Source organism: Pseudomonas sp. GW821-FHT01D09, assembly GCF_059422465.1.
The window spans coordinates 14319-39319 of record NZ_JBWKWY010000043.1 but is presented as its reverse complement, the minus strand read 5'-3'; the positions used below and the strand labels follow the sequence as shown (position 1 = coordinate 39319).

The following is a 25001-nucleotide window of genomic DNA, read 5'->3' as shown; positions in this document are numbered from 1 at the left end:
GGATGGCGGTGGGTCAGTCGCTATATCCTTGGCTGACACACCGCCATCGCAGGCAAGCCAGCTCCCACATGTGGATCGCGTTGCATCAAGCCTCTGCGGATTATTCCGCCGTTGGCGCTGGCTGGATAGCTAGCTGGTCCGCCAGGCGCACGAACGCCGCCAGGTCCAACTGCTCCGGGCGTAGGCTGCCGTCGACACCGGCTGCTTCGATTTCGGCGTTGCTCAGCAGGGCCTTGAGTGTATTGCGCAGGGTCTTGCGGCGTTGGTTGAACGCTTCGCGCACCACCCGTTCCAGCAGGCGATGATCCTTGGCCGGATGCGGAAGGACCGCGTGAGGCACCAGGCGCACAATCGCCGAGTCCACTTTTGGCGGCGGGTTGAACGCACCCGGACCGACATTGAACAGGTGCTCGACCCGGCAGTGGTACTGGACCATGATCGACAGGCGACCCCAATCACCACCGCCAGGGCCGGCCGCCAGGCGCTCGACCACTTCCTTTTGCAACATGAAATGCATGTCGCGGATGATCCCGGCGTTGTTCAGCAGGTGAAAGATCAGCGGTGTAGAGATGTTGTATGGCAGGTTGCCGACCACTCGTAGGCTGTGGGGGGCCGCATTGAGGCTGTTGAAGTCGAACTTCAATGCATCGCCCTGGTGCAGGTTGAAGTTGGACTTGCCGGCAAATTGCTGGTTGAGGATCGGGACCAGGTCCTTGTCCAGCTCAATCACATCCAGTTGCCCACCACTGTTGAGCAGGCCCTGGGTGAGGGCGCCCTGGCCCGGGCCGATTTCCAGCAGGCGGTCTTCAGGCTTGGCATGGATGGAGCGCAGGATGCGGTCGATAACGCCGGCATCGTGCAGGAAGTTTTGCCCGAAGCGCTTGCGCGCCCGGTGTTGGTAATGCTCGGTCATATACGGGTCTCGGCCATCTGATAGGCGGTTTCCAGGGCCACGTGCAGGCTGCCGGTATCGATCTTGCCGCTGCCCGCCAGGTCCAGGGCGGTGCCATGGTCGACGGAGGTGCGGATGATCGGCAGGCCCAGGGTCACGTTGACTGCGGCGCCGAAGCCTTTGTATTTCAGCACGGGCAGCCCCTGGTCATGGTACATCGCCAGCACTGCATCGCAGTGCTCCAGATATTTGGGGGTAAACAGAGTGTCCGCAGGCAATGGGCCACGCAGGTCCATGCCGTCTTGGCGCAGGCGCTCTAGTGTGGGTTCGATGATGTCGATTTCTTCATGGCCCAGGTGGCCGCCTTCACCCGCGTGGGGGTTGAGGCCACACACCAGGATTCGCGGCTGGGCGATGCCGAATTTGTGTTGCAGGTCGGCGTGCAGGATGCGCGTTACGCGCTCCAGGCGCTCCGGGGTGATGGCATCGGCAACCTGGCGCAAGGGCAGGTGAGTGGTCACCAGTGCCACGCGCAGGCCGCGGGTTGCCAGCATCATCACCACTTGTTCGGTGTGCGTCAGCTCGGCCAGGAACTCGGTATGGCCGGAGAAGGCGATACCGGCTTCGTTGATCACGCCTTTGTGCACCGGCGCGGTGATCATCCCGGCGAAGTCGCCGTCGAGGCAGCCTTGCCCGGCGCGGGTCAGGGTGTGCAGGACGAAGGCGGCGTTGGCCTTGTCCAGTTGCCCGGCGACCACCTTGGCCTGCAGCGGGGTGTCCCACACGTACAGGCTGCCCGCGGGGGCCGGCTGGTCGGGCCAGTTGCCCGGTGAGACGGGCTGCAAGTCGACAGCCACGCCCAGTTGCGCGGCCCGCTCAAGGAGCAGGTCGCGGCTGGTAATGGCAATCAGGGGGTGAGGCTGGGCTTGCGAGGCGAGCAGCAGGCACAGGTCTGGACCTATGCCGGCCGGCTCGCCGGGTGTCAACGCGAAACGCTGGGGTTTCACTGGGCTGCCTGGTCGGTGCCTGTCGGTTCGGCGCCAGGCAGCTTGTTTTCCACGTAGGCTTCGTCACGGATCTGACGCAACCAGGTTTGCAGCTCTTCGTCGTATTTGCGGTTACGCAGTACGGTCAGCGCTTGTTGCTCACGGGCCTGGCTGGTGTTGTCGGTGGCGCGGCGGCCAAGGACTTCCAGGACGTGCCAGCCATATTGGGTCTTGAACGGCTTGGACAGCACACCTTGCGGCGTCTCGTTCATGACTTGCTGGAACTCGGGCACCAGGGCCCGTGGATCGATCCAGCTGAGGTCGCCGCCATTAAGGGCCGAACCCGGATCTTCCGAGAAGCTTTTGGCCAGGGTGGCGAAGTCTTCGCCGCCTTCGATGCGCTCATAGATCTTTTGCGCCAGCTCCTTGGTTTGTGCCTCGGTGCGGATTTCGCTTGGCTTGACCAGGATGTGACGGACATGCACTTCGTCTTTCAGCGAAGTCTCACCGCCGCGACGCTCCAGCAACTTGAGAATGATGAAGCCGCCAGGCGTGCGTGCAGGTTGGGTGATACCACCCACTTCCATGGCGCTCAGCTCACGGTCAAACGGTGGTGGCAATTGAGCGGCTTTACGCCAGCCCATATCACCGCCTTCGAGGGCGTTGTCGCTGCCGGACTGGGCAATGGCCATTTGGGCAAAGTCGGCACCGGCCTTGAGACGGTCATAGATCGCCTGGGTCTTCGCGGCCGCGGCATTGAGTTGCTCGGCGTTGGCGCTGTCTGGCGTCGGGATCAGGATATTGGCCAGGCGCAGCTCTTCGGAGAGTTGCATCTTGCCCAGGTCCGAGGCCAGGAAGTTCTTCACTTCCTGCTCCGATACCTGCACGCGCTCGGCCACACGGCGCTGCCGCACACGGCTGATGATCATTTCGCGGCGGATCTGGTCGCGGGCGTCCTCATAGGACAAACCGTCGCGGGCCAGGGCGGCGCGGAACTGATCAATGCTCATGTTGTTGCGTTGAGCGATGGTGCCGACAGCCTGGTTCAGTTCTTCGTCGGTGATACGGATGCCCGAGCGGTCGCCAATCTGCAATTGCAGGTTTTCGACGATCAGGCGCTCCAGCACCTGCTGGTCCAGGACGCTGGTCGGTGGCACGCCACCGCCACGCTTGGCGATGGTTTGCTGAACTTCCTTGACCCGTTGGTCGAGTTGGCTCTGCATGATCACGTCGTTATCGACGATGGCCACCACCTTGTCCAACGGTTGCACGCCAGCGTGCGCCGCTGCAGTGCCCAGGAACAGCGCGCCCAGCATCAGCGGGCGCAGACAATCAGAAAGCTTGATCTTCACGTTCACGATAACCTTGGATGCCTTTTTCGAGGAAGCTCTCTACCTTGGCGCCAGTCAGGCCGCCGAGTCCCTTGAGGACGATTTGGAGGAAGAGCCCGTGGTCGCCTTTTTCGTTCAGCGGGGCGATCTGGGTGTATTCGTCGTTGGAAACCCAATAACGGTTGATTACACGCAGTTTCCAGCAGCAGTTGTCGTACTCGAAACCACCAAAGGCTTCCAGGGTACGGTTGCGTGCATAGTCATACTGCCAGCGGGTGATCAGGTTCCACTGTGGAATGATCGGCCACATCATCGAGAAGTCGTGTTGCTGGATTTTGTAGTAATCCTTCACGTAGTTCGCGGTGTCCGAAGGGACGCTGTAGTCGCCGCCAAACTGCCATTTGCCGGTCAGCTGGTTGTATACCACCTGGTCATTGCGATAGCGGTAACCAACGTTGATAACCTTGTTCGGGTTGTCTTCCGGCTGGTAGTGGAACATGGCGCTACCGGAGCGTGGAGCGTGCTCCTCGGTGTCCCAGTTGTAGTCGGCGGTGGCGCGCCAGTCGCGATTAAAGCGGAACTCGTAGTCCAGGGCGATTGGCGAGACGTCCGACCGTGAGTCAGCGCGATCGGCAGCCACGATCCCTGGCAGTTGCACTTCGCGATCCTTGAAGTACAGCGCCTGGCCGACGGAAACGCGTTGACGTTCAAAGCCGTTTTCTTCGATCCAGCGACTGGTTACGCCCAGGGACAGTTTGTTTTCGTCGCCGATCCGGTCAGAACCCGAGAAGCGGTTGTCGCGAAAGAGCGAGCTGTAGCTGAACGAGGTTTCGCTGGTGTCGAACACCGGGATATCGTCCTGGTCTTTCTCTGGAACATAGAGGTAGAACAGGCGTGGTTCCAGGGTCTGGTTGTAGTTCTTGCCAAACCACTGGGTGCTGCGGTCGAAGTACAGGCCGCTGTCGACACTGGCAATCGGGATGGAGCGGTTTTGAGAACTCTTGAACTCCTGGCCAGCAGCGACCATTTGTGCCTTGCCTATACCGTCAAGATCAAGATCGTACTTGGTGTAGGCATACTTGAGCTTCGGCGTAATGAAACCGTAGCTTGAGGTCATCGGCAGCGAAACGCTTGGCGCCATATTCAACCGTGTGCCGTTGGCCCGGGTAAGCCCAGTGACATAGGTGTCAAGGCGCTGGGTATTGATGCCATATTTATCGGTAAAGTCCCCGGTCTCAAGATCCCGGTCAAACCTTACCGCTTCTGCGTCATAGGCAAAATTCAGGCCGCCAGGATGGTATGGCAGCGAACCGTTGAAGGTGATCTGCGGCAAGCGGTTGTACGGGGTGATCTGGGAGATCGTCGCCAACTTGTACGCTTGCAGGTTCAGGCGTGCGTTGAAGTTGTCACCGCGATAGTTCACGGCAGCTTGCTGATTAAGCGCATCGCGCCTTTCAACACCAATCTGGTCGGTCCGCAGATCCTGGAAGTAGTACGGGTCGCTGATGTCGGTGTAGTCGACTTCAGTCATGACGCGCGAATCCAGGCCGCCCTTGTGCTGCCAGTTAAGCATCCAGCGGGTTTTCTCGTAATCCGTCTGCTTGCGGCGCTCGTCGTTGTCGTCGTTCAGGTAGGCACCGCCGACCTGGCCTTCGCTGGACTTGGTGAGGTAGCGGAACTCGCCTTCCAACAGCATGCCGCGCTTGCCCATATAACGCGGGTACAACGTGGCATCGTAGTTCGGTGCCAGGTTGAAGTAGTAAGGCGTTACCAGGGTAAAGCCACTTTCCCCGCTAGAGCTGTAGCTCGGCGGCAGGAAACCGGACTGACGGCGATCATCAATCGGGAAGTAGATGTACGGGGTGTACAGGATCGGGATGTTCTTGACCCGCAACGTCGCGTTGGTCGCCGTACCGAAACCGGTGGCCGGGTTCAACGTGATGTTGTTGCCGCGCAGTTGCCAGGCATTGCTGTCTGGTTCGCAGGTGGTGTACGTACCGTCCTTGAGACGGATGATCGCGTTTTCGGCGCGCTTGGCGTACAGCGCGTTACCGCGGATGCGCGATTTGTGCATCACGTATTCGGCGTTGTCGATCTGCGCGGCGCCGGTGTCCAGCTGGACCTGGGCATGGTCGCCGACGATCAGCGCGCCATTGTCGCGCAGTCGCACGTTGCCGTTGAGCTCGCCACGGTTTTCGGCCTGGTACAGGCTGGCCTCTTGGGCCTCGACCTGCATGCTGCCCTGACGCATGACCACGTCACCGGCCAGGGTTGCGACCTGGGTTTCCTGCTCGTAACGAGAGGCCTTGGCACCGATGAAGGTCGGTGCGTCGCTCTTGTCCGTCTTGTCGTTCATGCCGGGACGGATCGGCTCGATGTACGCACCGGCGCAATAAGGACCGGTTTCGGCCAGTTGCGCGGCGGTGAGTTTCTCGCGGGGGACCCAGTCCAGGTGGCTGTAGTCGGCACTGCGCGAACGCAGGCCACGGCCCTTGGATTCGGTGACCAACTTGGTCTGCGGCACGGCTTCGGCACCCGCAGCTTCGCCTTGCGGCGTGCTGTTGGCCGAGCTGACGGCACTGCCGTCATGCACCGGACGCGGTGGCAAAGGGGCTGCGCTGGCCTTTGGCGCGCAATCCCAGGCACCCGAAGCAGAGACTGAGCAGTCATACTGTTCGGCGGCGACCACGAGTGAGGTGGCGAAAGGTTGCATGGCCAGCAGACTGCCGGTTACCAGCAACGGAAATTTTCTACGAAACGCGGGGGATTTCAATGCCATCTTATTAGTCCGGGCTTCCTGCGTGCCATCTGCCCGCGGTGTGGGCCGCACGCCTCTCGATGGTCTGAAAAAGATGCGTGATAATAAAGCATGACCCGCTTGACGGCTAGCGCCGTCGGAGACCCTTGTAATGCCCGACCAAGATCTACGTTTGCAACACCTGAAAGTCTGGCTTGATCAGCAGTTGCCCGAGCTTTTCCATACCCAGGGATGGGGCGCCGTACCCCCGGCTACATTGACTGCGGCCAGCAGCGACGCGAGTTTCAGACGGTACTTCCGTTGGCAGGGCGAAGGTCGCACATTGATCGTGATGGATGCCCCGCCCCCCCAGGAAAACTGCAAACCTTTCGTCGATATCGCTCGAATGCTGGCAAAATCTGGCATAAATGTTCCGCAAATATATGCAGAAGATCTGTCCCAGGGCTTTCTTTTGCTCAATGACCTGGGCAAAAACACCTACCTGGATGTGATTGACGGCGAAAATGCCGATCAATTGTTTGCCCCTGCCATCGACGCGCTGTTGGCTTTCCAGCAATTGCCGATGGATGCCGGCTTGCCCAGCTACGACGTGCCGTTATTGCGCCGGGAACTGGAATTGTTCCCTGAGTGGTACGTGCGCCGGCACCTGGGCATCGAGTTCGACGACCAGCAGTCGGCCCTGTGGCAGCGGGTCAGCCAGGTGTTGATCGACAGCGCCCTGGCCCAGCCCAAGGTCCTGGTGCATCGCGACTATATGCCGCGCAACCTGATGATCAGCGTGCCGAACCCAGGCGTGCTGGATTTCCAGGATGCGGTCTACGGCCCCGTGACCTACGACATTACCTGCCTGTTCAAGGACGCCTTCCTCAGTTGGCCCCAGGCGCGGGTGCGTGAATGGCAGCGCAGTTACTGGGAGCGTGCTGGCCAATTGGGCATCCCGGTGCAGGCGGATTTTGAAGATTTCCTGCGGGCCAGCGACTTGATGGGGGTGCAGCGTCACCTCAAGGTCATCGGTATCTTTGCGCGTATCTGTCACCGTGATGGCAAGCCGCGCTACTTGGCGGATGTGCCGCGCTTCTTTGCCTATATAGAAGCGGTGCTGGCCGAGCGTGCGGAACTGGCCGACCTGGGTGATTTGCTGGCCAGCCTGCGCCAACCGGCCGAGGTTGTTGTATGAAGGCCATGATCCTGGCGGCCGGCAAGGGCGAGCGCATGCGCCCGCTGACCCTGCATACCCCCAAGCCACTGGTCCAGGCCGGTGGCAAGCGCCTGATCGAGTACCACCTGGAGGCACTAGCCAAAGCCGGGTTCACCGAGATCGTCATCAACCATGCCTGGCTCGGCCAGCAAATCGAGGGTTACCTGGGGGATGGCGCGCAGTTCGGCCTGCGCATCCAGTATTCGCCCGAAGGCGAACCGCTGGAAACCGGTGGCGGGATTTTCCAAGCCTTGCCCCTGCTGGGAGACGAGCCGTTCCTGGTGGTCAATGGCGATATCTGGACCGACTACGATTTCTCCCGCCTCAAGCAGCCGCCCGCTGGCCTGGCGCACCTGGTGATGGTCGACAACCCGCCCCATCACCCCAGTGGTGGCGATTTCTATATCAAGGACGGTTTGCTTCATGATGCAGCGCCCGGTGCCGATAACCTGACCTTCAGTGGCATTTCGGTGCTGCACCCCAAGCTGTTCGCGGGTTGCAGCGCCGGTGCCTTCAAGCTGGCGCCCTTGTTGCGCACAGCGATGGCTCAAGGCTTGGTCTCGGGGGAGCACATGGATGGACGCTGGATTGACGTCGGTACGCTGGAGCGCCTGGCGCAGGTTGAAACGCTGCTGACCGTGGGCCAGTAAGATGCTGTGGCCAGGGACTCTGATCGGCGCCGGGGCGGGGTTTGCCATCGCCAGCATTCCGGGGGCCATGTTGGGCGGGCTATTGGGCCAGGCGCTGGATCGGCGCCTGCAATTGCACAGTTGGGCGCAACTGCGCGAGCGCCTGGGCGGCCGTCCGGCGCTGCGCAATGACGAACTGCTGTTTGTGTTGCTGGGCCGCCTGGCCAAAAGCAATGGGCGGGTGGTGGACGGGCATATCCAGCAGGCGCGGGTGGAGATGCGCGCGCTGGACATGACCGAGCCGGCCCAGCGCCGGGCGATTGCTGCGTTCAACCGGGGCAAATCGGGGACGGATCGCGTGCGCAGTTACCTGCGTGTGCTCAAGGCCCAGCCCCATGCGGCAGAAGGGATGCTGCGCGCCTGCTGGCGCATGGTCTGGGCCGACGGCAAGGCCAGTCTTGCCGAGCGCGAACTGATCGAACTGTGGGGCAAATGGCTGGGTTGGACGCCGCAACAGCTCCAGGCCCTGGCCCACGACTACGAACCGGAGCGCAGGCCCCTGGCCACTCGCGCTAGCACCTACCAGGAAGCCTTGCGGATTCTCGGGGTGAGCGCCACGACAGAGCCTGCGGTCATCAAGCGTGCATACCGACGGCTGCTCAGCCGCCATCACCCGGACAAGATCGCCGGCAACGGCGCCAGCCCGGCGCAAGTGCGCGAGGCCACGGAGCGCACGCGGGAGCTGCATAGCGCTTACACGATCATTCGCGAACAGCGGGATTTCCGCTGACTCGCCACAACCACCGACGGGGCGGCTGGGTATCAGCTACCACTGCCTGGCGGGCTCAACCAGCCGCGAATGCGCCGGTACAACTGCTCCTGGGCTGCCGGACTATTGCCGGGGAGCGTCTTTAAGGACACCTGCCTGTAGTGGTCATTCTTCAGGCGCTTGCTCGCCTGGCTGCGCTCCAGCGCCATTTTGCCGGCCAGGGCGTTGTCCTGGTAGAAGATATCGGCGGTCGCCAGCTTCAAGGTCGGTGCCAACTGTTGCAGGTCTGGCTGACGGCCCACCGGCGTCTGTGCTGCGACCATGATGAACTTCTGCACCTGGGCTGGTTGTTTTTCGCTCAGGTAGCGCGCCGCCCACCAGGCCCCGGTCCCGTGCCCGAGCAACACGACTGTGCGGGCGTTCTGGGTCTGGGCATAGGCGACGGCGGCATCGATACGGGCGAAGATCCGTGTCGCGTCGGTCTTGTCCTGTTCATCCACGCCGGGGACCACGGCCGGGTCGGTGCCTTCGGCTTCGGCGCTGGCCGCCTGTTCGATCGGCTTGGGCGCGGCAGTGCTGGCATCCTTGCTGCTGGTGTCGATGGCCGCATCGGGGGCCTGGATGACCCGGGGTGGCAGGGTGTCCAGGCTCTGGTCGGGCAGTGACAGGCTCAGGCTGGCCCACTGTGCATCCGGCAACTTCTGACGCAAAGGCCCGATGGCTTGCGGCCAGTCAGCGGTTTCCCCGGCGCCGGGGACGAGAATCACCACCCCTTGCGGCTCGGCGCTGTTGGCCGGTTTCCACAGGGCCAGGAACGACTCGTCGCCGGCCTGCAATTGTTGCTGTTCCTGGGGCGGTAGTTGTCGCTCCAGGGCGCTGGCTTCCTCCTGGCTGCGCTCGGGCAAAGGCTGGCGCTCGGGTGGCTTTTCGGCGGCAGCCGGCGCGGTATCCGCCGCCTGCACGCAAAAGGTGCTGGTAAACAGCAGCGACAGGCACAATGCTGGCAGTGTCGAACGGTGAAGCAGGGGCATAGTGCAATTCCGGCCAGAAGTGATTCCGGCAGCCTAATGGGTTGGATGTGAGATGTGAATGATGATTTTTCGCTGTCTGCTGGTTATCGGCGCTCTGTGCTTTCCCTTGATGGCAAGTGCCACGCCTGCGTCCGTGGTGCCGTCGGCGGTGCTCAGCCCCCAGCAGCGCGAGTGGTTGGCGCAGCACCCGCCATTGCGGGTCGGCGTGGTGTTGCAGGCGCCCTACGCGCAATACGATCGGCGCCTGCAGCGGTTGTCCGGGGCCAATATCGAGCTGATGCAGGCGCTGGCCAAGGCGCTGAATATTGAGCTGAGCTGGCGCAACTTCCCCACGCAAGAGCAATTGGAGGACGCCCTGCGTGAAGACGCGGTCGACCTGGCCCCGGGCCTGCTGCAAACCCCGGCCGGCCTGCGCCTGTGGTTGTTCTCCGACCCTTACATGCGCGTGCCCCAGCACATTGTGGGCATCCGCGACGGCAGCGGCGCGGTGGACCTGGAAAAACTCGACGAACACTCGCGGGTTGCGGTGCGTATGCCCAGTGCCGTGGCGGACTACTTGCGCAGCAATTACCCCAACCTGAACCTGCAAGGCGTGCCGCTGGAGCGCCAGGCCCTGCAATTGTTGGTCAGCCAGCAGGCGCGCTATGCGGTGATCGATGAGGCGCAGTTGAGCCGGCTGTCGGTCGAGCCCGAATTCGCCGGCCTGGCGGTGGTCGGCGATATTGGCCTGCCGCAACTGCTGCGGGTGGCCACCCGGCGAGACTGGCCGGCCTTGGCGGACATTGTCGAGAGCGGCCTGCGGGCCATTCCTGCCCGTGAGCTGGAGCAATTGCACGCCCGCTGGCTGCAGCCCAAATATCCACGGTTGTCGGAGTCGCCGGGGTTCTGGCAAAACCTCAGCTTGCTGCTGGGCCTGCTGTTGCTCGCGTGCCTGGCGGTTGCCCTGTGGCAGCGTCGGCAAAAACATGTCCTGGAGCACCAGTTGCTGGCCGCGCGCGAGGAAAGCGCCGCCCGTGCCGCGGGCGCCGAAGCCTTGCGCCTGACCCAGTTCTCCATCGATCAAAGCACCGTCGGCATTCTCTGGGTCAATTGGGACAGCCATGTGCGCTACGCCAACGTCGCCGCCGAAAGCATGCTCGGCTACGCCCCGGGCGCGTTGATCGAGCGCCCGCTGATCGAGTTCGAGCCCAACCTGAGCATGGACCGCTGGCTGAGCCTGTGGAAACGTGCGCGCGCCAGCGAGGACGGGCCACAGAGCTTCGCCACCCAGTGCCTGCGCGCGGATGGCAGCCTGTTGCCCACGGACGTGTCCCTGAGTTTCCTGCGTTTTGCCGGTGGCGAATACCTGGTGGTGTACCTCAATGACGTCACCGAGCGGCGACGGGCCTTGGCCGCGTTGCAGGAAAGTGAAGCGCGCCTGCAAGGCATCGCCGCCAATGTGCCGGGGCTGGTGTTTCGCCTGGAGCGCCTGCCGTTGAGCGCCGCCATCGACTTTGCCTATATCAGCGAAGGTAGCGAACGCCTGGTGGGCTATTCGCCGGCCGTGCTCAGCCATCGTGATGTGGGGCTGCGCAGCCTGGTACACCCGCAGGACCGCGCCAGTTATCACCAGACCCAGGACCAGGCCATCGACACCGAGAGCAATTGGTCGTGGCAAGGCCGGATCCTGACCCGGCAGGGCGAGCAGCGCTGGGCCGAGATCAAGGCAGTCACCCGGCGCCTGGACGACGGTGCGGTGGTCTGGGACGGGATCGTCTGGGACATCAGCGACAGCAAACGCATCGAGCTGGAGCTGGACGCCTCGCGAGCGCAACTGCGCGAACTGTCGGCCCACCTGGAAACCGTGCGTGAGGAAGAGAAAGCGCGGATCGCCCGCGAAGTCCACGATGAGCTGGGGCAGATGCTGACGGTGCTGAAGCTGGAAACGTCCATGTGCGAGCTGGCCTACGCGCATATGGACCCTGGCCTGCACGAGCGCCTCAATAGCATGAAGCGCCTGATCGCCCAGCTGTTTCAACTGGTCCGCGATGTGGCCACCGCGTTGCGCCCGCCGATTCTCGACGCGGGGATCGCCTCGGCCATCGAGTGGCAGGCGCGGCGGTTTGAGGCCCGCACGCAGATTCCCTGCCTGGTGCAAGTGCCGGACAACCTCCCGACCTTGAGCGACGCCAAGGCCATCGGCCTGTTCCGCATCCTGCAAGAGGCACTGACCAATGTGATGCGCCATGCCCAGGCGCATACGGTGGAGCTGACCCTGGCGGTGGAGGGCACCAATCTGCGGTTGACCATCAGTGACGACGGCGCAGGCTTCGTCCCCGCGCCGGGGCGCCCGGTGTCGTTTGGCCTGGTGGGCATGCGCGAGCGGGTGCTGATCATGGGCGGGCAGTTGACGTTGGACAGTGAACTGGGGGAGGGCACTACCCTGAGCGTTACAGTGCCGTTGGATTCGCCATAGACCCCTTGTGGGAGCGGGCTTGCCCGCGATGGCGCAGTGTCAGTCAGCACATGTATCGACTGACACACCACCATCGCGGGCAAGCCCACATTTTGAATGTCGGCGTTTAATCGCTATATAGAGAGGAAAGTCCCGTGATCCGCATATTGGTAGCCGAAGACCACACCATCGTCCGTGAAGGCATCAAGCAGTTGATCGGCCTGGCCAAGGACCTGCTGGTGGTCGGCGAGGCGGGGAACGGCGAACAGCTGTTGGAAGCCTTGCGCCATATTCCGTGCGAGGTGGTGTTGCTGGATATTTCCATGCCCGGGGTCAATGGCCTGGAAGCCATTGCCCGGATCCGCGCGCTGAACAATCCACCGGCCATCCTGGTGTTGTCGATGCATGACGAGGCACAAATGGCCGCCCGGGCGCTGAAGGTTGGCGCGGCAGGGTATGCCACCAAGGACAGCGACCCGGCGCTGTTGTTGACGGCGATCCGCAAGGTGGCCGCAGGGGGGCGCTATATCGACCCGGACCTGGCGGACCGCATGGTGTTTGAAGTCGGCCTCACCGATGCCCGGCCCTTGCACTCGCTGTTGTCCGAGCGTGAGTTCTCGGTGTTCGAGCGTTTGGCCCAGGGCGCCAACGTGAACGATATCGCCCAGCAACTGGCCTTGAGCAGCAAGACCATTAGCACCCACAAGGCGCGCTTGATGCAAAAGCTCAACATCACCTCCCTGGCGGAACTGGTGAAGTACGCGCTGGAGCACAAACTCCTCTAGGGGCATATCTATTCGCGACATTGCCCAAACCCCGGGAAGCCCGTGCTTGCAGCTTGTGGCTTGAAGCTTGCCGCTCAACTGTCCCCAGCCCGCCATCCGTGTAGGGCAATCCCTACCCCGAACCTTCCACCCGGCTGATGCCAATCTCTCCTGCGCCCCGATTTCCGGGGGCTTGCGCCTGGACTACGCTAGCGCCACAGCAGTCCAAAACAAAAAGGTGCGGGTATGAGTGAGGTGGATGCAAATGATGTGCTGGTCAGCTTTCGTGGTGTGCAGAAGAGCTACGACGGCGAGAACCTGATCGTCAAAGACCTCAACCTGGACATCCGCAAGGGCGAATTCCTCACCCTGCTGGGCCCGTCCGGCTCGGGCAAGACCACCAGCCTGATGATGCTCGCCGGCTTTGAGACGCCGACCGCCGGGGAAATCCTGCTGGCCGGGCGCTCGATCAATAATGTGCCGCCGCACAAGCGCGACATTGGCATGGTGTTCCAGAACTATGCGCTGTTCCCGCACATGACCGTGGCCGAGAACCTGGCGTTCCCTCTGACGGTGCGCGGCTTGAGCAAAACCGATGTCAGCGAGCGGGTCAAGCGCGTGCTGAGCATGGTCCAGCTCGACGCCTTCGCCCAGCGCTACCCGGCGCAACTCTCCGGCGGCCAGCAGCAGCGGGTGGCCCTGGCCCGCGCCCTGGTGTTCGAGCCGCAACTGGTACTGATGGACGAACCCCTCGGCGCCCTCGATAAACAGCTGCGTGAACATATGCAGATGGAGATCAAGCACCTGCACCAGCGCCTCGGTGTGACGGTGGTCTACGTGACCCACGATCAGGGCGAGGCGCTGACCATGTCCGACCGGGTGGCGGTGTTCCACCAGGGCGAGATCCAGCAGATCGCCCCGCCGCGCACCTTGTATGAGGAGCCGAAAAACACCTTCGTCGCCAACTTCATCGGCGAGAACAACCGCCTTAACGGCCGCCTGCACAGCCACACCGGCGAGCGTTGCGTGGTCGAGCTGGCGCGGGGCGAGAAGGTTGAGGCGCTGGCGGTGAATGTCGGGCAGATCGGCGGCCCGGTGACCCTGTCGGTGCGCCCGGAGCGGGTCAGCCTCAACGGTTCCAGCCAGAGCTGCAACAACCGCTTCTCGGGCCGGGTGGCCGAATTTATCTACCTGGGCGACCACGTGCGCGTGCGCCTGGAAGTCTGCGGCAAGGCCGATTTCTTTGTGAAACAACCGATCGCCGAGCTGGACCCGGCGCTGACGGTCGGCGATGTGGTTCCGATTGGCTGGCAAGTCGAGCACGTTCGCGCACTCGACCCACTTCTAGAGGCGAATTGATCGCCCCCTTGGCTTCACCCAACCCTGCACGTGGAGAGAACAATAAATGTTGAGATCCCTGAAATTGACCGCCCTGGCCATTGGCCTGGCAGGTGCTTCACAGGTCATGGCCGGCCCGGACCTGACGGTGGTGTCGTTTGGCGGCGCGAACAAGGCGGCCCAGGTCAAGGCCTTCTATGCCCCGTGGGAAAGTGCGGGCAACGGCAAGATCATCGCGGGTGAATACAACGGCGAGATGGCCAAGGTCAAAGCCATGGTCGACACCAAGAGCGTGTCCTGGGACCTGGTGGAAGTCGAGTCGCCGGAACTGTCCCGTGGCTGTGACGAGGACATGTTCGAGCCGTTGGACCCGAAGCTGTTCGGCAACCCCGATGACTATGTGAAAGGCGCGATCCAGCCTTGCGGCGTGGGTTTCTTCGTGTGGTCCACGGTGATGGCGTACAACGCCGACAAATTGAAGACTGCGCCCACCGGTTGGGTTGATTTCTGGGATACCAAAAACTTCCCGGGCAAGCGTGGCCTGCGCAAAGGCGCCAAGTACACCCTGGAATTTGCCCTGATGGCCGACGGTGTGGCGCCCAAGGATGTCTATAAAGTGCTGGCCAGCAAAGATGGCCAGGACCGCGCCTTCAAGAAACTCGATGAGCTCAAGCCGTCGATCCAGTGGTGGGAAGCCGGCGCACAACCGCCGCAGTACCTGGCCTCGGGCGATGTGGTGATGAGTTCGGCCTACAACGGCCGGATCGCCGCCGTGCAAAAAGAGAGCAACCTGAAAGTGGTGTGGAACGGTGGCATCTACGATTTCGATGCCTGGGCGATCCCCAAGGGCCTCGGCAAGGAGCGCGCCGAGGCAGCGAAGAAATTCATCGCCTTCTCCGTCGCCCCGCAACAACAGAAAACCTACTCGGAAAACATCGCCTACGGCCCGGCCAATACCCAGGCTGTGCCGCTGCTGGCCAAGGACATCCTCAAGGATATGCCGACCACCCCGGAAAACATCGCCAACCAGGTGCAGATCGATGTGAGCTTCTGGGCGGATAACGGCGAGCAGTTGGAGCAGCGCTTCAATTCCTGGGCTGCCAAATAACAAGCCCCACCGCTTAACCCCTGTGGGAGCTGGCTTGCCTGCGATGGCATCACCTCGGTACACCTGACACACCGAGGCGCTGCCATCGCGGGCAAGCCCGGCTCCCACAAGGGGGCCTTTCACACGGGTTCCAACTGTAGATTTTCCGGAGTTTGCCATGGCCATCGCCGTTCCCTCGAACGAGGTCACCACCCCCAGCTTGAAACAGCGTCTGGCCCGTGCCGAGCGGCTTAACCGCTGGAAAGCCCAGGCGTTGATTGCGCCACTGGTGGTGTTTTTGCTGCTGGTGTTCCTGGTGCCCATCGTTGCGCTGCTCTATAAAAGCGTCGGTAACCCGGAAGTGGTCGCCGGCCTGCCGCGTACCGTGGTGGCGGTGACCGCCTGGGATGGTCGCGGCCTGCCCGACGAGCTGGTGTATCAGGCTATCAGCGAGGACCTGGGCGAAGCACGTAAAAACCAGACCTTGGGCGACCTGTCCAAGCGCCTGAACATGGAACTGGCGGGCTATCGCAGCCTGTTGACCAAAACTGCGCGGGCGCTGCCGTTTAGCGAAGTGCCGGCCTCTTATAAAGAAGCGCTGGAAAACCTCGACGAGCGCTGGGGCGACCCCGCGTACTGGCAGGCGATCCGCCGCAACACCAGCAATCTGACGCCGTATTACCTGCTGGCGGCGGTCGATCACCGGATCGACGACCTCGGCGAAGTCGCCCCGGCCACGCCGGACCAGGCGATCTACCTCGATATCTTCGCCCGTACCTTCTGGATGGGCCTGGTGATTACCGTGTGCTGCCTGCTGCTGGCCTATCCGCTGGCGTACCTGCTGGCCAACCTGCCGGCGCGGCAAAGTAACCTGCTGATGATCCTGGTGCTGTTGCCCTTCTGGACTTCGGTGCTGGTGCGCGTGGCCGCGTGGATTGTGTTGCTGCAGTCCGGCGGGCTGATCAACGGCGCGCTGATGGGCCTGGGCATCATCGATAAACCCCTGGAGTTGGTGTTCAACCGGCTTGGGGTCTACATCTCCATGGTGCATATCCTGTTGCCGTTCATGATTTTGCCGATCTACAGCGTGATGAAGGGTATTTCGCCGACCTATATGCGTGCGGCGATCTCTTTGGGTTGTCATCCATTCGCCAGTTTCTGGCGGGTGTACTTCCCACAGACCTACGCGGGCGTCGGCGCCGGTTGCCTGTTGGTGTTTATTCTGGCGATTGGCTACTACATCACTCCGGCCCTGCTGGGCAGCCCTAACGACCAGATGGTCAGCTACTTCGTGGCGTTCTACACCAACACCAGCATCAACTGGGGCATGGCCACCGCGCTGGGCGGCTTGCTGCTGCTGGCGACCGTGGTGCTGTACCTGATCTACAACTGGCTGGTGGGCGCCAGCCGCCTGCGCCTGAGCTGAGGAGCGCCTGAAATGTCCAGTAGTCCTTATAGGTCACCCATCGAGCGGGTGTGGTTCTACAGCTTGCGGATCCTTTGCGGCTTGATCCTGTTGTTCCTGATCCTGCCAGTGCTGGTGATCATCCCGCTGTCATTCAACTCCGGGAGTTTCCTGGTGTACCCGCTGCAAGGGTTTTCGCTGCACTGGTACCAGGACTTCTTCGCCTCGGCGGAATGGATGCGCGCCTTGAAGAACAGCATCATCGTCGCGCCGGCGGCCACCGTACTGGCGATGGTGTTTGGCACGCTGGCGGCCATCGGCCTGACCCGTGGCCATTTTCCTGGCAAGGCGCTGGTGATGGCCCTGGTGATTTCGCCGATGGTGGTGCCGGTAGTGATTATCGGCGTGGCGAGCTACCTGTTCTTCGCCCCGCTGGGGCTGGGCAACAGCTTTTTTTCGCTGATCGTGGTGCATGCGGTGCTGGGCGTGCCCTTTGTGATCATTACCGTGTCGGCGACCTTGCAGGGCTTCAACCATAACCTGGTGCGGGCCGCAGCCAGCCTGGGGGCATCGCCGCTGACCGCGTTTCGCCGGGTGACGCTGCCGCTGATTGCACCGGGGGTTATTTCCGGGGCGCTGTTTGCCTTTGCCACCTCGTTTGATGAGGTGGTGGTGACCCTGTTTCTCGCCGGCCCCGAGCAGGCCACCTTGCCTCGGCAGATGTTCAGCGGTATCCGCGAAAACCTCAGCCCGACCATTGCCGCTGCGGCCACCTTGCTGATCGCCTTCTCGGTAGTGTTGTTGCTGACCCTGGAGTGGTTGCGTGGGCGCAGCGAAAAACTGCGTACGGCGCAGGTTTAAAGCCAAGCGCAGAGCAAAATGTGGGAGCGAGCAAGCCCGCTCCCACATGGATATCTGTGTACACCTGACCATTCAGCCGCTCAATGGCAGACAACCCTTATCCCTCAGCTATTCTTGTGCCAGCCCCACAATTTACAAGAGGCCGCGCACATGAGTACCTCCTCATTCAAGATCGCCCACAAATTGCTCACCGGCCCAGGCGCCATCGAGCAATTGGCCGCCGAGCTGACCCGGCTGGATATCGATAACCCGTTGATCGTCACCGATGCCGCGCTGATCAAGTCTGGCACGGTGCAGCTGGCGTTGGCGCAGTTGGGCGATCGTCCCTACGAGATCTTCGACCGGGTGTTGCCCGACCCGGAGCTCGCGATCGTTGAAGACTGCATGCAGGCCTACCGTGACGGCGGGCATGACGGCCTGATCGGCCTGGGCGGTGGCAGCGCCATCGATATCGCCAAGAGCGTCGCCGCCTATGCCGGTTATCACGGCGCACTCGAGGATTTGTTTGGCGTGGACCAGGTGCCGCGCAAGGGCCCGCCGCTGATCGCCATCCCGACCACGGCCGGCACCGGTTCGGAAGTGACCAATGTGGCGATTCTCTCGGACAAGGCCGCGCAATTGAAAAAAGGCATCGTCAGCGACTACCTGCTGCCGGATGTTGCGCTGATCAGCCCGCAAATGACCCTGACCTGCCCGCGCAGTGTCACGGCGGCCAGTGGCGTGGATGCCCTGGTGCATGCCATCGAGTCCTATCTGTCCCTGAATGCCTCGCCGATCACCGATGCCCTGGCCATTGGCGCGATCAAGTTGATCGCCAAGGCCTTGCCCAAGGCCTACGCCAACCCGGCCAACCTGCAGGCGCGTGACGATATGGCCACTGCCAGCCTGATGGCCGGCATGGCCTTCGGCAATGCCGGGGTGGGCGCGGTGCATGCGTTGGCCTACCCGTTGGGCGGGCGTTTCAATATTGCCCATGGGGTGGGCAATGCGTTGCTGCTGCCCTATGTGATGCACTGGAACAAGTTGGCCTGTGTCGAGCGTATGCAGGATGTCGCCCAGGCCATGGGGGTGAATATCACAGGCTTGAGCGTCAACGAGGCGGCCGACCAGGCGGTGGAGGCCATGACGCGACTGTGTGCCGCAGTGGAGATCCCATCCGGCCTGCGCAGCTTCAGCGTGCCCGAGGACGCGATCCCGGCCATGGCGCTAGAGGCGGCGGGTATCGAGCGGCTGATGCGCAACAACCCACGCAAGCTCAGCGCGGCGGATATCGAAAAAATCTACCGCGCTGCCTACTAGCCATTGAGTCAGGTCACGGTGCGCGCAGCAAAGCATGAGGTATACAATGCGCGCCATTGTGATTTAGCTCAGAAAAGGTGCGTCATGCAGCCCTTCGTTATTGCTCCATCGATCCTCTCCGCCGACTTCGCCCGCCTGGGTGAGGAAGTGGACAACGTATTGGCCGCCGGTGCCGACTTCGTGCACTTCGATGTCATGGACAACCACTATGTGCCAAACCTGACCATCGGCCCGATGGTTTGCGCGGCGCTGCGCAAGTACGGCGTGACTGCGCCTATCGATGTGCACCTGATGGTCAGCCCGGTGGACCGCATCATTGGCGACTTCATCGAGGCCGGTGCGACCTACATCACCTTCCACCCGGAAGCCACGCTGCATATCGACCGTTCCCTGCAACTGATCCGCGAAGGTGGCTGCAAGGCCGGCCTGGTGTTCAACCCGGCGACCCCGCTGGACACCCTCAAGTACGTGATGGACAAGGTCGACATGGTCTTGTTGATGAGCGTCAACCCAGGCTTTGGCGGGCAGAAGTTCATCCCCGGCACCCTCGACAAGCTGCGTGAAGCCCGTGCGCTGATCGATGCCTCTGGCCGCGATATCCGCCTGGAGATCGACGGTGGGGTCAATGTCCACAACATCCGCGACATCGCTGCGGCGGGCGCCGATACCTTCGTCGCCGGCTCGGCGATCTTCAACACCCCTGACTACCAGGCCGTGATCGGCAACATGCGTGCAGAACTGGCGCTGGCGCGTCCATGAGCGGTTTTGAGCAACTGTTTCCCGGTAAATTGCCGCGGCTGGTGATGTTCGACCTGGACGGCACCCTGGTCGATTCGGTGCCGGACCTGGCGGCTGCGGTGGATCACATGTTGCTCAAGCTGGGGCGCAAACCGGTTGGCATCGAGTCGGTGCGCGACTGGGTCGGCAACGGTGTGCACATGCTGGTGCGTCGGGCCCTGGCCAATCACATCGATGCCGAAGGCGTCGATGAGGTGGAGGCCGAGCACGCGCTGGAACTGTTCAACGCCGCCTACGAAGACGGCCACGAGCTGACGGTGGTTTACCCCGGCGTGCGCGATACCCTCAAGTGGCTGCACAAGCAGGGCGTGGAAATGGCCCTGATCACCAACAAGCCGGAGCGCTTCGTCGCACCGTTGCTGGACCAGATGAAGATCGGCCGGTATTTCCGCTGGATCATTGGCGGCGATACCCTGCCGCAGAAAAAGCCTGATCCGGCGGCGCTGTTCTTTGTAATGAAAATGGCCAATATCCCGGCCTCCCAGTCGTTGTTTATCGGCGATTCGCGTAGCGATGTGCTGGCCGCAAAAGCCGCGGGCGTGCAGTGCGTGGCCCTGAGCTACGGCTACAACCATGGCCGACCGATTGCCGAAGAGTCACCGGCGCTGGTCATTGATGACCTGCGACAGCTAATCCCCAGTTGCCTGGGAGCGGGCGCTGAGATAACGTTGCCCGACGCTGTCCCATCCCCTTCTGGAAATCCCATCGTGGTGGTCACTCGCAAACTCTGGATGAAAGTCATCAAGGCCCTGGCCCGCTGGCGTTGGCGCGCCTGACTGATCCTGGCCGCGCTGCGGCACGTTTGCCTACCTGACTGTTAGACCCTCACGCCACGAGGCACCTCATGATTCGCGAAGAATTCCTGCGTTTGGCCGCTGCCGGCTACAACCGCATCCCCATGGCCCGGGAAACCCTGGCCGACTTCGATACGCCGCTGTCGATCTACCTGAAACTGGCCGACGAGCCCAATTCCTACCTGCTGGAATCGGTGCAGGGCGGCGAGAAGTGGGGGCGTTACTCGATCATCGGCCTGCCGTGCCGCACGGTTTTGCGGGTGCACGACCATCACGTCAGCATCACCCATGACGGCGTCGAGATCGAAAGCCACGATGTGCAAGACCCGCTGGCATTCGTCGAAGATTTCAAGGCGCGCTACAACGTGCCGACCATCCCTGGCCTGCCGCGGTTCAATGGCGGCCTGGTGGGGTATTTCGGCTACGACTGCGTACGTTACGTGGAACAGCGCCTGGGCAAATGCCCGAACCCCGATCCGTTGGGCGTGCCGGACATCCTGCTGATGGTGTCCGACGCGGTCGTGGTGTTCGACAACCTGGCCGGCAAGATGCACGCGATCGTCCTGGCCGACCCGGCCCAGGTCGATGCGTTCGAGCAAGGCCAGGCCAGCCTCGAAGCCCTGCTGGACAAGCTGCGCCAGCCGATCACCCCGCGTCGCGGCCTGGACCTCAGCCGTCCGCCGGCGGCCGACCCGGTGTTTCGCTCCAGCTTTACCCAGGATGACTACGAGCGCGCAGTCGAGACCATCAAGCAATACATCCTCGCCGGTGACTGCATGCAAGTGGTGCCGTCGCAGCGCATGTCCATCGACTTCAAGGCGGCGCCCATCGACCTGTACCGGGCGCTGCGCTGTTTCAACCCGACGCCGTACATGTACTTCTTCAACTTTGGCGACTTCCACGTGGTGGGCAGCTCGCCGGAAGTGCTGGTGCGCGTCGAAGACAACCTGATCACCGTGCGCCCGATTGCCGGTACGCGCCCCCGTGGCGCGACCGAAGAGGCCGACCTGGCGCTTGAAGAAGACCTGCTGTCGGACGACAAGGAAATCGCCGAGCACTTGATGCTCATCGATCTTGGGCGTAACGACACCGGGCGCGTTTCGGAAATTGGCTCGGTGAAACTCACCGAGAAGATGGTGATCGAGCGTTATTCCAACGTGATGCACATCGTGTCCAACGTCACCGGCGAGCTGAAGGCCGGCCTGACGGCGATGGATGCGCTGCGCGCCATTCTGCCGGCGGGCACCTTGTCTGGCGCGCCGAAGATCCGCGCGATGGAAATCATCGACGAACTGGAGCCAGTCAAGCGTGGTGTCTACGGCGGCGCCGTGGGCTATTTCGCCTGGAACGGCAACATGGACACCGCCATTGCGATCCGCACGGCGGTGATCAAGGACGGCGAACTGCATGTGCAGGCGGGCGGCGGGATCGTGGCCGACTCGGTGCCGGCCCTTGAGTGGGAAGAAACCCTGAACAAGCGCCGGGCGATGTTCCGTGCGGTGGCGTTGGCTGAGCAGACGCCGCAAGACTGACGGTTGATGCAGGTCTAGATAAATGTGGGAGCGGGCTTGCTCGCGAATGCGGTATGCCAGTCAGTACATGTATTGACTGATCCACCGCATTCGCGAGCAAGTCGAACCGTCGCACCGCCGCTCCCACATTAGTTTTATGTTGTTCTTACGACCGGTTTAGAAGTCCAGGCTCACCCCGACACTGACCCCTTGCTGGGTCAGGCTGTCATCCTTCCTCACGTTATACGCCGCGCGCAACGCCAGTTCCTCAGTCAGCTTGTGGCTGACCCCGAGACTCAAGCGCTCCGAATTGCTGCGAGGCGTGTAGCCGTCCAGCTTGAAATCGATCCCCTGCACGCTGTTGAGCGAAATATTCACCTTTTGGGTGTCATTCTCGAACTCATGCTCGTGAGCCACTTCGCCAAACACCTGGGTGTGCGGGGTGACGCGGTAGCTGCCCTGCAGGCCAAGGCCCAGGCGCCTGGAGTCGCGCTGCTGATCATCAAAGGTCAGCGCGGTGGAGCGGTTGCCTTTTTCCCCGTAGCCATCGACTTCGACCCGCGCATAGTCGGCGCTGATGAACGGTGACAGGTGCCAATCGCTACCGACCCCGGCAATGTCATAGCCCACGCGGCCGCTCAAGGCCCAGAGCCAGCCATCGGTGTCGCCTTTTTCTGAGCCTTCGCTGACGCCCAGGGCGAACTTGCGCTTGAGGCTGTCGAAGTCCAGCCGGCCGCCGGTCAGCGCGGCATCGGCCCACCAGTGATTGTGTTGATATTGCGCGAATGCACTGCCCATGTAGCTGTTGAGCTTGTAGTCCGAGTCGCTGGCGCCGGCTTCGAGCGTCTGGCGATACAGCCCGGCCGCCACGCCTACGCGCCAACTCTCGTCGAGGCGATAGCTGGTGCCGACATTCAGGTTGTAGCCACTGCCGTCGCCACTGGCCGAGCGGCCTTGACCGTCGAAGTCCAGGCGCTGGCCACCACCGGCGACAATCGCGCGCCATTGGCCAACGGCCTGCCAGTTGCCGTTGTCCGCCTGCCATTGGTTGCGCAATTCATCCTGATGGGCGCGCAGGGTGCCTTGGGCCATCTCTGGCAGCAAGGTCAGTTCCCAGGGGGCGGCGAGCAGCGAATAGGCGTAGTCGGCGATCAAGCGTTGCCCGGCAATGGTCGGGTGGACCGAGTCGTTGTAGATCAGCTTGGTCGGGTCCGGTTGGGTGCCGCCAATGCCATAGGTCGGGTTGGCGGTGCAGCCGTTACCACTGAAGCAGGTGCCGGTCAGGTTCTGCCCGGTCGCCAGGCCAAATCGGCCCGGGTCGGCGAAGGACTCCTGCAACAGCAGTGGGATATTCAATGGGATGATCTGGGCGTCGATCTGCGACAGGCGCTGGACCAAGGCCTGATTGAAAATAGTGCTCAGGGCGGAGGTTGCTGCCTGCTGCGGCGTGCCGTTGATGGCGGGTGTCAGGCCCAGGTCGGGCAGCATCCACACCATGATGTAGCGTGCGCCGGCTTGTTGCAGGGCCTGGGCGCTGTCGGCCAGGCGCCCTCCGGCGGCTACGGCCTGGCCTGGGCTAAGGACGCGTTGTTGCAGGAAGTCATTACCGCCACCGGACAGAAAATACAGCGCATTGGGGTCGGCGCGGCCCCCGTTTGCGGGCAGATAACCCTGGCGACTGCGCAACACCGTGCCCGCGCCCGCATTGCCGGGAGGGATCGCGGTGTTGGAGACCTGGGTGATGGAATCGAGGATGTTGTCGGTACGGTAGCCGCCGACCGCCCAGTTGTTGCCGTCAGGCAAACCTTGCACCGCGCGAACCGGTGAGGTCGAGGCATTCAGGTCGTTTGGCGCGACCCCCAGTTTCGAGCCCAGCAGGGTCGATGAAACCAGGCCATAGTCACCCTGGAATGTAGGGCCGGTGCGGTTGGTAAAGCGCAGGGTCGCGCCGGACACACCATCGGGAAACTGGCCCGCGTCTGCCAGGCTATCGCCGAAAACGACCATGGTTGAATAAGGTGAAGGCGCTGCAAACGCTTGTGCGCAGGCCAGTGACAAGAGGCAGCCGGTCAGGGGCGCAACAAAAGAGGGTCTGGGCATAGGGCATTCCATGTGATTGTTTTTGTATCGGAAGTGAAACACTAGCAATGTAGTGGGAGTTCCCTGTGGGGAAAATCGTTTTTTCCTACAAACCCTTGGTCATAGCCCCCGTATTTGCTGCTCCATATTGCACCGTCGGCGAGGCTACGTTACTGTGCCTGAACGTATGAATGAGACCCTCCCCGTGTTGATCATCAGCAAACTCTTGATGCGAGTAGTCAAGGCACACGCCCGTTGGCGTTGGCGCGCCTGAATTTTCTCTGCCGGCCCGGCCGGACCTGTACCGATTTGCCTTCTTCACCCGTTGTTCGACGCCCCTTGCCGGCTGACCCCGGCAATCGGAACGTGCGTCTGGCAGCGGGTCACGCTCTTGGAAGGCAGTCATCCAAAATCAGTGAATTCAAGAGGTTTGAACCCACATGTTGCTGATGATTGATAACTACGACTCCTTTACCTACAACGTTGTGCAATACCTGGGCGAGCTTGGTGCCGAGGTCAAGGTGGTGCGCAACGATGAAATGACAGTGGCGCAGATTGCCGCCCTGAATCCTGAGCGCATCGTGGTTTCCCCAGGCCCCTGCACGCCGACCGAAGCGGGCATCTCCCTGGACGCCATCCGCTTTTTTGCCGGCAAGCTGCCGATTCTCGGGGTTTGCCTGGGCCACCAGTCCATCGGCCAGGCGTTTGGTGGCGACGTGGTGCGCGCCCGCCAGGTGATGCACGGCAAGACCAGCCCGGTGTTCCATAATGATCAAGGTGTGTTCCAGGGCTTGAACCTGCCGGTGACGGTGACCCGTTACCACTCACTGGTGGTCAAGCGCCAGACCTTGCCCGAGTGCCTGGAACTGACGGCCTGGACCCAGCTGGAAGACGGCTCGGTCGACGAGATCATGGGCCTGCGGCACAAGACACTGAATGTCGAAGGGGTGCAGTTTCACCCTGAATCAATTCTGACCGAGCAGGGCTACGAGCTGTTCGCCAACTTTCTCAAGCAGAGCGGCGGCACGCGCTAAGGA

Annotated in this window: 20 protein-coding genes; 14 read left to right on the top strand and 6 right to left on the bottom strand. The window is 62.2% G+C overall.

Annotation, left to right across the window (positions count from 1 at the left end; genetic code table 11):
• Positions 1–100: 100 nt before the first annotated feature.
• The 4 genes from rsmA to AC07W7_RS25080 are packed head-to-tail and all read right to left on the bottom strand — an operon-like array spanning position 101 to position 5988.
• Positions 101–913: a 16S rRNA (adenine(1518)-N(6)/adenine(1519)-N(6))-dimethyltransferase RsmA gene (gene rsmA, locus AC07W7_RS25095; protein WP_495040318.1), complete on the bottom strand. Its 813-nt coding sequence runs from the start codon at positions 911–913 to the stop codon at positions 101–103.
• On the bottom strand, positions 910–1899 hold the full coding sequence (gene pdxA, locus AC07W7_RS25090; RefSeq protein ID WP_495040317.1) for a 4-hydroxythreonine-4-phosphate dehydrogenase PdxA: 990 nt from the start codon (positions 1897–1899) through the stop codon (positions 910–912). The genes rsmA and pdxA overlap by 4 nt, the downstream gene beginning before the upstream one ends.
• Entirely contained in the window at positions 1896–3230 is a 1335-nt protein-coding gene (locus tag AC07W7_RS25085; RefSeq protein WP_169865948.1) for a peptidylprolyl isomerase, read from the bottom strand. The genes pdxA and AC07W7_RS25085 overlap by 4 nt, the downstream gene beginning before the upstream one ends.
• Positions 3211–5988 (bottom strand): LPS-assembly protein LptD, encoded by a 2778-nt coding sequence (locus AC07W7_RS25080; RefSeq protein ID WP_495040316.1) that lies wholly within the window; start codon positions 5986–5988, stop codon positions 3211–3213. The genes AC07W7_RS25085 and AC07W7_RS25080 overlap by 20 nt, the downstream gene beginning before the upstream one ends.
• Before the next feature lie 130 nt (positions 5989–6118).
• On the opposite strand from AC07W7_RS25080, the gene AC07W7_RS25075 reads away from it, so the two are divergent.
• The 3 genes from AC07W7_RS25075 to AC07W7_RS25065 are packed head-to-tail and all read left to right on the top strand — an operon-like array spanning position 6119 to position 8584.
• Positions 6119–7144, top strand: a complete 1026-nt coding sequence (locus AC07W7_RS25075) for an aminoglycoside phosphotransferase family protein (RefSeq protein ID WP_495040315.1) — start codon at positions 6119–6121, stop codon at positions 7142–7144.
• On the top strand, positions 7141–7815 hold the full coding sequence (gene murU, locus AC07W7_RS25070; RefSeq protein WP_076962227.1) for an N-acetylmuramate alpha-1-phosphate uridylyltransferase MurU: 675 nt from the start codon (positions 7141–7143) through the stop codon (positions 7813–7815). Before AC07W7_RS25075 ends, murU begins: the two co-directional genes overlap by 4 nt.
• A gap of 1 nt (position 7816) precedes the next feature.
• Complete coding sequence (locus AC07W7_RS25065; protein WP_495040314.1) at positions 7817–8584, top strand: DnaJ domain-containing protein; 768 nt, start codon at positions 7817–7819, stop codon at positions 8582–8584.
• Positions 8585–8616: 32 nt separating this feature from the next.
• On the opposite strand, the gene AC07W7_RS25060 is transcribed toward AC07W7_RS25065, so the two are convergent.
• Positions 8617–9594, bottom strand: a complete 978-nt coding sequence (locus AC07W7_RS25060) for an alpha/beta hydrolase family protein (RefSeq protein ID WP_495040313.1) — start codon at positions 9592–9594, stop codon at positions 8617–8619.
• Between the two features lie 58 nt (positions 9595–9652).
• Here AC07W7_RS25060 and AC07W7_RS25055 point away from each other — a divergent pair, with 58 nt between their 5' ends.
• The 10 genes from AC07W7_RS25055 (at position 9653) to trpE (ending at position 21906) form a co-directional block, all read left to right on the top strand.
• Entirely contained in the window at positions 9653–12049 is a 2397-nt protein-coding gene (locus AC07W7_RS25055) for a PAS domain-containing sensor histidine kinase (RefSeq protein WP_495040312.1), read from the top strand.
• A gap of 134 nt (positions 12050–12183) precedes the next feature.
• The gene (locus AC07W7_RS25050; RefSeq protein WP_076962223.1) at positions 12184–12813 is read left to right on the top strand and encodes a response regulator; all 630 of its coding nucleotides are present in this window, start codon (positions 12184–12186) and stop codon (positions 12811–12813) included.
• A 225-nt stretch (positions 12814–13038) separates the two neighbouring features.
• Entirely contained in the window at positions 13039–14151 is a 1113-nt protein-coding gene (locus AC07W7_RS25045) for an ABC transporter ATP-binding protein (protein ID WP_076962222.1), read from the top strand.
• A 46-nt stretch (positions 14152–14197) separates the two neighbouring features.
• Complete coding sequence (locus AC07W7_RS25040) at positions 14198–15238, top strand: ABC transporter substrate-binding protein (RefSeq protein ID WP_076962221.1); 1041 nt, start codon at positions 14198–14200, stop codon at positions 15236–15238.
• Positions 15239–15395: 157 nt separating this feature from the next.
• Positions 15396–16643: an ABC transporter permease gene (locus AC07W7_RS25035; RefSeq protein ID WP_495040311.1), complete on the top strand. Its 1248-nt coding sequence runs from the start codon at positions 15396–15398 to the stop codon at positions 16641–16643.
• Positions 16644–16655: 12 nt separating this feature from the next.
• The gene (locus AC07W7_RS25030) at positions 16656–17483 is read left to right on the top strand and encodes an ABC transporter permease (RefSeq protein WP_076962219.1); all 828 of its coding nucleotides are present in this window, start codon (positions 16656–16658) and stop codon (positions 17481–17483) included.
• Between the two features lie 150 nt (positions 17484–17633).
• Positions 17634–18782 carry an iron-containing alcohol dehydrogenase gene (locus AC07W7_RS25025; RefSeq protein WP_495040310.1) on the top strand — a complete coding sequence of 383 codons (1149 nt, stop codon included), beginning with the start codon at positions 17634–17636 and terminating at the stop codon, positions 18780–18782.
• A gap of 84 nt (positions 18783–18866) precedes the next feature.
• A complete protein-coding gene (gene rpe / locus AC07W7_RS25020) occupies positions 18867–19541 on the top strand; it encodes a ribulose-phosphate 3-epimerase (protein ID WP_076962217.1) in 675 nt (224 codons plus the stop codon).
• Positions 19538–20356, top strand: coding sequence for a phosphoglycolate phosphatase (locus tag AC07W7_RS25015; protein ID WP_099169005.1), 819 nt, complete (start codon positions 19538–19540; stop codon positions 20354–20356). The genes rpe and AC07W7_RS25015 overlap by 4 nt, the downstream gene beginning before the upstream one ends.
• A gap of 68 nt (positions 20357–20424) precedes the next feature.
• A complete protein-coding gene (trpE, locus tag AC07W7_RS25010) occupies positions 20425–21906 on the top strand; it encodes an anthranilate synthase component I (RefSeq protein ID WP_495040309.1) in 1482 nt (493 codons plus the stop codon).
• Between the two features lie 156 nt (positions 21907–22062).
• Here the strand turns inward: trpE and estP are convergent, their stop codons facing one another.
• Positions 22063–23985 (bottom strand): esterase EstP, encoded by a 1923-nt coding sequence (gene estP, locus AC07W7_RS25005; protein ID WP_495040308.1) that lies wholly within the window; start codon positions 23983–23985, stop codon positions 22063–22065.
• Positions 23986–24404: 419 nt separating this feature from the next.
• Between estP and AC07W7_RS25000 the strand changes: the two genes are divergently transcribed.
• Positions 24405–24998 (top strand): aminodeoxychorismate/anthranilate synthase component II, encoded by a 594-nt coding sequence (locus AC07W7_RS25000; RefSeq protein WP_076962213.1) that lies wholly within the window; start codon positions 24405–24407, stop codon positions 24996–24998.
• Positions 24999–25001: the final 3 nt, after the last annotated feature.